Raw genomic sequence first — 7,875 nt, forward strand, 5'->3', positions numbered from 1 at the left:
AGCAGCTCCTCGACGTCCCGGTAGGACAGTGCGTACCGCAGGTACCAGCGGACAGCGAGGACAATCACCTCAGGTGGGAACCGGAACCCCGCGAACTCCGACACCGGAACCGGTGGACAGGAACGACGTCGACGCATCACACGATCATGACCGATCGACAGCCGCAGGACAGCGGACTCCGCCGATGCAACAGTGCCTCAGGACCCGCTCCTCGGCCGTGAAGCGGGCGAGGAGCTCCCGCTCGGCCCGCTCGGGCCCAGTCGGCCCAGTCAGCCCGGTCAGCCCGGTCAGTGCCGCCATCGGGGTACCCCGACCGGCACCGATACCGCCGTCCACATTCTTGCCACCGAAAAATGTGGTGCCGGAACCGGTGAACAAATTTTGTCACAGCGGTTGTCGGGCAGTTCGTGGCGGTACGGTCGACCACGAGGCCAGGCGTGCGGGAAGGCCGTAAAGTGCCGTCTCTCGTGAATCGTCTCTAGAATTATCGGACGGTGAGCCCCACCAAAGAGCCCCACCAAAGAGTAATTGACGTTGCTTGCCCGCGAGATAGGTTGTCCAAAATAACGAAGGGCCAACCATGCTGATCGTTGCGTTGACAGGCGTCGCACGTCTGTGTGCCCGCCATCGCTGGATCGCGGTCGGCATGTGGGCGGTGCTCCTCCTGCCTGCGGTGTTCTTCGTGATCGCAGGTCACGCGCAATATAGCCACGATGTGTCGGTTCCCGGTTCCGAGTCGCAGCGGGCAATGAATCTGGCGCGCAAGGTGATTCCAGGCGGCGTCCTGCCGGACACCGAACAGATCGTGCTGCACGCCAGGCGCGGCACGCTGGCTGACCCGCTGGTGCACCAGCAGGTCGAGGAGTTGCTCGCCGACGTCGGGAAGCTGCCGGGGGTACTCACCGTCGCCGACCCGTTCGGACCACTAGGCAGGACGGTGCTGGGTGTGTCACCGGTCAGTGCCGACGGGCGCACGGCGGTGGCTCCGGTAATCATGAAAGCGTCGGCGCTCGAACTCGACCTCGGCGCGATCAGACGGGTCTCGGCTACGGCCCGGTCCTACAGCGGCCCCGAGCTTCAGGTGGAGTTGGGCGGACCGGGCGCGACCGCGCTCACCTCGGCCGGCGTCCCGATCCGACCGCTGCTGGCCGCCCTCGCCGTCGCGCTGGCGGTCTTGTGCCTGACCCTGCGTTCGAGGGTGGCCGCCATGATCGCCGCCGTCGTCGCGGCCATGGCCACCGTCACCACCGTGGCCGTCACGACGGTACTGTCCCACTACGTCCTGACGACTCCCTTCGCCGCTCTACTTGGCGGCATGATCGCCCTTGGGGTCAGCCTGGGTGGGTCCGTCCTGGTCGTCTACCGGGCGCAGACCGCGTTGGCGCGGGGCGTGAGCCCGGTCGACGCGGCCACCGAGGCGATGGTGAAGTCGGTAGCCGCCCTGGCCTCCGGTGGCGTGTGCCTGAGCGTGGCGATGACCGGGGTGCTCCTGCTGAACCTGGGCCCGTTCACGGGAGTCGCCCTCGCGGCCGGGGTGGCCGGGGTGCTCAGTGCCCTGGTCACCCTCACGCTGTTGCCGGCGCTGCTCGTCCTCGGCGGCACCCGGATGCTGGGCTGGCTCGGACGGCATTCCCTGACCACGACGGGTCGTGGCCTACCGCACCGGCCGGGCGTGCGATCGTGGTGGGCCAGGCAGGTGGGGCGTCACCCGGCTGTCGCCGTGGCCGCGGCGTGCGTGCTGCTCGTCGCCCTGGCAGCGCCGGTGGTCACCCTGCGGCTCGGTGGCGGCGACGCGGGCGCGGAGCCCACGTCGGCCACCGCGCGGCGCGCGTATGACGTGGTCAGCCGCGACTTCTTCAGCGGTCTCAACGGGCCGATGCTCGTCGTCGTCGACCGGGGGGAGGGCAGCCGGACCGTCACCGTGACCGACGTCGTCACCGCCCTCAACACGACGCCGGGGGTCAAACACGCGTACGCCTCGTTCGACAGTCCCGAGTCGGGCCTGGCCCTGATCCAGGTGCTGCCGCAGGCGGGTCCCCGGTCGACGGACTCCTACGACCTGGTGCACCGACTGCGGAACGACGTCCTGCCGGCGGTCCTGCGGCCCACCGTGAGCCGCGCCTACGTGGGCGGGCAGGCGGCGTTGTTCGCCGACATGGCCGCGGATTTCCGCGGCGCGCTGCCGATGTTCGTGTTCGTGGTCCTGCTCGCGGTGGGCGCGCTGACCTTCCTCACGGCCTCCTCGCGCGTCACTGCCGCCGTACTCGCCGTTTCGGAGCTGTCGTGCGGCCTCGCAACGGTCGGTGTCCTGGCGGCGCTCTTCCAGCAGGACCGTTTCGCCGGGAAACTGGGCCTCCAGGCTGGTCCGATCGAACCGTTCATCCTGGTCTTCGTGCTGGTCGTCGGGTTCGGCCTGTCCCCGGGCATGAACCTGAGCCTGCTGAGCAGACTGCGCGAAACCGATGCGCCAGGCTGGCGGGCGCTCGAAGGCGACGCGGTCAGCCGCGGCCACGCCGACGTGGGGCACGTCGTCCTCACCATGAACCTCATCATGATCCTGGCGTTGTCGGTGGTCATGGCGCAGCCGTCCCGCACGCTGAAGCTGCTCGGGGTGGGTCTGGCGGTCGGTGTGGCGCTCGACGCGTTCGTGGTGCGAGCGGTCGTCCTCCCCGCGCTGGTGCACCTGGATCGGCGCCGCGAAACCGCTGGCGGCGTACCCGCCCAGCGCCGGCCGGCGAGGGCGGCCACGAGGTCGTACGACCCGCCGTCGGCGCCATCCCATGCGGGCAACGGCACGCGCGGCGGCCGTTTTTCCCGGAGGAGTACATAGGGATGGGGCCCGGGCGTGTTGCGTTCCGGGGAACGTTCCCGGGCAACGTTCCCCGGAACGTTGCGGGGGAGTGGTGCGGGCCAGGCCCCGGGGGTCTGTTGCATTGCGGGACAGTACGGCAGGGTGAACCCGGCCGGATCGATGATCAGATCGCCCGCATGAGCTCGGCGAAGGCAGCCGTCAGCCGCACCTACGGGTCGGCGTCGACGCCAGGTTCGTAGTGTCCGCGGCGAAGATTCCGCACGAACGCGTGTCCGGCGCTGATCGTCTGGGCGGAACGGAACCCAGCGCGTAGCGCGGGTACCACCGGACCGCGAGCACGATCACCTCGGGTGGGAACCGGAACCCGTGAACTCCGGGACCGGGACAGGCGGACAAGGGCGGCAGCGAGCCATCATCCGATCATGCCCCGATGTCGGCGCGGCCCCCGGCCCCCGCCGATGCAGCAGTCCCTACTTCCCCGTTATCGGTAGGTAGGGCCGCGCGAAACCTTCAAAAGTCAGATCATCCGAGGCCTCGCGGTCCACCGGGTGGTTGTCCTTGCCGCCCATCCAGTAGTTCCAGATCCGAGCTGAATGTGGCGTCGTCGTGTCGATCTTCGGATGGTCCGTCGGGTTCCCGGTGCCATTGTGCTGCTCAGCTACGTCTCTCCTTACGCTGGCTCGGCCGGGTGAACCCGGCGAAGCAGGAAGATCCAGCCGGAATGTGGCCTGTGGGCCAGCCTCGGCTACCGATTTGAGGGTATAGCTATCGCAAATGGCGGCGGATCAACTACCGGGACATGTACTCTCAACCGGCCTGGTCGGGTGGCCCGGGGGGTGCGATCCCCCCGGGCCACCCGACCAGGTTCCGGTCGGTCGATTTGACGCGTCCGGGCCCGCGTCCTTCTATAGCTTCATGACTATGGGTAGTCAGTTGATGCGAAAGGTGTTGCTGCCCGCCGTCGGGCTGGGGGTCCTGTCGGCGCTTGCCGCGGCACCCGCGGCCGCCGGCGGTGGCCGCGGCGGGCCGACGCCCGGCTCCGGCGCCGCGGAGACCTTCCTTCAAGCGACACTCATGCCGTTGAACCATTCCGGCGCCCACAGCACCGCTACCGCGATTCTGCGGGGCGACCAACTCACCATCTCGATCTCCAGTCGCGGGCTGGCGCCGGGTCTGCCGCACGCGCAGCACATCCATATCGGTGGCCGCCATGTCTGCCCACCGCCGGACGTGACCGGCACCGGCGTCCACGGCCACTTCCGGACCGTCGACGGCAAACCGTGGCGTGGCCCGGTCGCGGTGTCGCTGACCACGTCCGGCGACACCAGCCCGGCCAGCGAGGTGGCGGTGGCGAGGTTCCCGGTTGGGAATGCGACCTACCACCGCACGTTCACGGTCACCCCGGCGGTCGCCGCGCAGTTGCGGGCCGGTGAGGGCGTGATCGAACAGCACGGCGTCGACTTCAGCCACAACGGCCGCTACGACGGCCCCGGCCGCAGCGAGCTCAATCCGGCCCTGCCCGAGGAGGCAACCGACCCGGCGGCCTGCGGCAGGCTCGTCCCGACGGCCGGTGGCATGCCCAGGTGACCGGCGGCACGCCTAGGTGAACTGATCGACCCTCGTGGCGCGGTGGGACACCTGCGCCACGACGGACAATCGTAACGAAGTCGGCGAACGGATCGGTTCACCAGCGTGGCATCCGGCGAGTCCGCCGGGGTCGTACGCCGGCCGCCCAGCCGCGGCTCCCAGCGGGGCCCTGGTGCACGAGCGCCATGCCCGCGTCGGTGAGCATCGGTTGCAGACCACGCAGGATGTCGAGATAGGTCGCGCGTGCTGCGAGCGCCACGCCGGCGCGCAGTTCCGGGCGTCGGTGCGCGGCGACGCCATGACGCACCACGGCCAGCGCCGCCATGCTGGCCGAGCCGGGACTGGGGTTCGGGTCTGCCGGTGGCGGAGGCTTGCCGTCGCCGACTGCCTCGGCGAACCGCAGGTACCAGTCGCACAGCTCGGTCGTCTCCACCATGACCGCTTCCTGGGCGGCGGCCAGATCGGGCAGCGCGGCGGAGATCTCCATGGTCGAGGCGATCATGCTGACGCCGCCCCCGGCCCGCAGGATGTCCGCCGGCCAGGGCACGTCGCCGGCGTGCAGCAGCTGCGCGGTCCGGCGCAGCCGCAGCGCCCCGCCGACGACGGTCATGAGCGCGTCGACCTCGAGCCGGCCGTCAGGCTGCTCCGACAGGTACTGACGGACCGCGTCGTCGAGCAGCCGCCCGGCGCGGATGGCATCGCGGGCCGCGGCGGCCACCTGCTGGTCCCGGCTGGGACGGCGGAGGGCCGCATCGTCCGAGCCTGCGGTGTCGGCGCCTTCTGTTCGGGAGGTGTCGACTGTTCGGGATGCGTCGACTGTTCGGGAGGTGTCGACCCGGCTCACGAGCGCACCGATGGTATCTGCGGGGCCGTCCGGATGGTCCGACATATCGGTATAGGCCGGGTCCAGCCAGGGCGAGGTCCGCGGCCGGGCGCTGGGCGGATCGTCATCACCGGGTGCCCGCATGACGACCAGGGCGAGGAAGGCCGCGCCCATCCGGTAGGCCGCGGCGGCGCGACGCCGGATTACCGCCGCCGCTCCTCGCGGCCACAGCAGCGCTCCCACGGCCAGGCTCACCCCGAAGCCAATCATGACGTCCTGAATGCGGACCAGCCCCACCCGCCAGCCTAACGGTTCAATGATATTGAAAAGGATGAGGATGGCGATGGTGAAGCCTGCCTGGCCCAGCGCGAAGGACGACTTCCGCCGCATGTAGCCGGCGACGAACACGGCCAGCGGCAGCAGCGGCCACAATATTACGGTGTGGGTGCCGATCAGGGCGACGAACAGGCCGCCCACTACAATACCGATCCCGGTGCCCAGCAGGCCCCGCAGGATCGTCGAGCTGGTCGCCACCACGTTCGACCGCAGCACCGACAGGGTACCGAGCACCACCCAGAAGCCGTGCTGCACCTCGGTGTTCTGGGCCAGGGCGACAGCGAGGGCGAGTCCCACGGCGCCGCGGACGCTGTTGCGGAACCACACCGACCGGATGCTGGCATATCCGGCGGCCAGATCGGTGGCGGCGACGCCTCGCCGGGTGAGCCGCCTTAGCCTGGCGGGCCAGCCCCGCGGCCGCACCCAGGAGCGCAGCGCCGGTGCCGGCGCGGTCATCTGCAGCACGTTCATCGCCAGCTCTCGGGTCCCCCGGGCCAGTCTGCGCAGCCGGAACGCCTCGGCGATCGCGAGGTCAGCCGACGGCTGCTCCGCCTCGGCGACCACGAGATCATCCGTCTTCTGGGCCGATCGGGCGGTCCACCTGTCAGCGTCCGGCGCCGGCCGGCTGCCTCGCCCCTCCAAGTAGTCCAGCAGGGCTGTGCGCATCCTCCGTTCAGCCCGCTCCAAACGGTCCAGGCCGAGCCGCTCGCCCGGCCGTGGACCGCGGTCGAGTCGATCGGCAGCGGCGGCGAGCGTGGCAGCGGCGGCGGTGTGGATCTCGGCAGCTTCGCGGGGGAAGCATGCCGCCGCGATCCGATTCCGGTCCGCACGCGGTTCGGCGAACGGGACCAACCAGTTGACGTCCACGACGAGATACCCCAGCGCCGCGGTGCGCCCGCCGACACCGCTGGGCCGGTGCGCGGTCTCGGCGAACCTGCGACGCAGGTGGAACACGTCGGTCCAGAGCCGGGGAACTTCGTCCGCCCCGGTCCCGTCTGTCCCGGTCCCGTCAGACTGCGGAAAAGGCATGGTTGTCCACGCCACCCCGGCGGCCATCGACCGACACGCCTGAGCCAGCGCGGCACGCAGCCGTGTTGGGGGCCGCTCCGTCCACAGCACCATGGCCGCGGTGACGGCCACCACCATGGCGATCCCCCAGCCGGCGAGCCGTTCCGGAATGGCCGACACCGGGCCAGGCGTCATCACCGACAGGACGAAGGCCATCAGCGTGGCCCGTCCGGCGGCGGCGAAATACGCGTTGAGGACCCCGGAAAACAGCACGATCAGGGCGACCAGTGCGGTCACCGGCGCCGCCAGCCAGGGTGTCCGGGAGCACAGTGCGCCGATGACGATGAGCGAGACGGTGATAATCGCGAACGCGACGTAGGCCAACAGCCTGGTCTTGGTCGGCCCGGTGAAGTCGATGAACTCCAGCAGGGTGTAGGCGCCGAACCAGGCGAACAGGCTCAGCCGCACGTCCCCACCAGCCAGATAGGTGACGGCCAGCAGCATGGGGGCGACGAAGGCAACCCGGCCGGCCGCCTTGAGGTTGATCAGCCCGGGGTCGTCGGGGAACGCTCTGGTGAGCCGTCCCAGCCATCCGTCCTGCATCGGCCCCTCCATCTGCCCTGGACCATCGCCGTATCTACTAAACCGTCCTAGCCGAACTGTCCTAGCCGAAGGCCGGTGAATTCGGGGGACCTGAGCACGGTTTGCGGTCCCTGAACCGTGACTGACTCCCCACAATCCGGCCGCTGCGCGATCATGCGGACCCGGCCTCGGGAACGTTGGTGGCCGCCGCGTTCGCCGGCCGTGTTGTCCTCGAGCAGGGGCACCTACGAGGAGGCTTATCCAGGCCGCTCAGTTCAGATGATCTTACCTGTCGGTAGGCGGAGGCCTGGCACGAGGTCATCGACCAGGGGCCGACCATCGTGGCGCGGCTGTCGGCGATGCCGACCTCGCCGACCTGCCCATCGCCGACCAGCGGTACCTGCGCCACATGGGAGTCGTTGGCCGTCGGCGGGCCTGGTCGTTCCGCGCCCACTTCACCGGGCGGTTCCGGCTCCGCCCCACTATGCGCTGGATGCCCTGCGGGGCCTGGCAGTACAACACCAGCCCTGCCCTGCAGATCGCACGGCTGTTCCGGATGCGTATCCGGTTCGGTCCCGTGCCGATGACCGGCTGGGACATCTACCGGCAGGGACACCGTCGGATGCACGGAAAGCTGGCTGGACTGCTCACAGTCGCCGATGGCTCGAGCCCTGAATTCGACGCTGCTCATTGGGTATGGGGCGGGCCTGAGCCTTGCCTCCCAGGT

At 69.7% G+C, this 7,875-nt stretch carries 4 protein-coding genes and 3 pseudogenes; 3 read left to right on the forward strand and 4 right to left on the reverse strand.

Annotation, left to right across the window (positions count from 1 at the left end; all coding sequences use genetic code 11):
* Positions 1-104, reverse strand: a pseudogene (locus AC08OP_RS16685) (IS6 family transposase); the annotation flags it as partial.
* Positions 105-580: 476 nt separating this feature from the next.
* On the opposite strand from AC08OP_RS16685, the gene AC08OP_RS16690 reads away from it, so the two are divergent.
* Positions 581-2,830 (forward strand): MMPL family transporter, encoded by a 2,250-nt coding sequence (locus AC08OP_RS16690; RefSeq protein ID WP_476615045.1) that lies wholly within the window; start codon positions 581-583, stop codon positions 2,828-2,830.
* 285 nt (positions 2,831-3,115) lie between these two features.
* Here AC08OP_RS16690 and AC08OP_RS16695 read toward each other — a convergent pair.
* Together AC08OP_RS16695 and AC08OP_RS16700 are read right to left on the reverse strand one after the other, a co-directional pair.
* Positions 3,116-3,225, reverse strand: a pseudogene (locus AC08OP_RS16695) (IS6 family transposase); the annotation flags it as partial.
* 111 nt (positions 3,226-3,336) lie between these two features.
* Positions 3,337-3,426: pseudogene (locus AC08OP_RS16700) on the reverse strand (SAM-dependent methyltransferase); the annotation flags it as partial.
* A 322-nt stretch (positions 3,427-3,748) separates the two neighbouring features.
* Here AC08OP_RS16700 and AC08OP_RS16705 point away from each other — a divergent pair.
* Positions 3,749-4,399: a hypothetical protein gene (locus tag AC08OP_RS16705; protein ID WP_476615046.1), complete on the forward strand. Its 651-nt coding sequence runs from the start codon at positions 3,749-3,751 to the stop codon at positions 4,397-4,399.
* A gap of 97 nt (positions 4,400-4,496) precedes the next feature.
* Here the strand turns inward: AC08OP_RS16705 and AC08OP_RS16710 are convergent, their stop codons facing one another.
* Positions 4,497-7,169: an FUSC family protein gene (locus tag AC08OP_RS16710; protein WP_476615047.1), complete on the reverse strand. Its 2,673-nt coding sequence runs from the start codon at positions 7,167-7,169 to the stop codon at positions 4,497-4,499.
* Between the two features lie 286 nt (positions 7,170-7,455).
* Here AC08OP_RS16710 and AC08OP_RS16715 point away from each other — a divergent pair.
* Positions 7,456-7,875, forward strand: a 420-nt coding sequence (locus tag AC08OP_RS16715) for a DUF6544 family protein (protein ID WP_476615048.1), incomplete at its 3' end; no start/stop codon positions are given.

Source organism: Frankia sp. CeRuru1 (assembly GCF_977966315.1).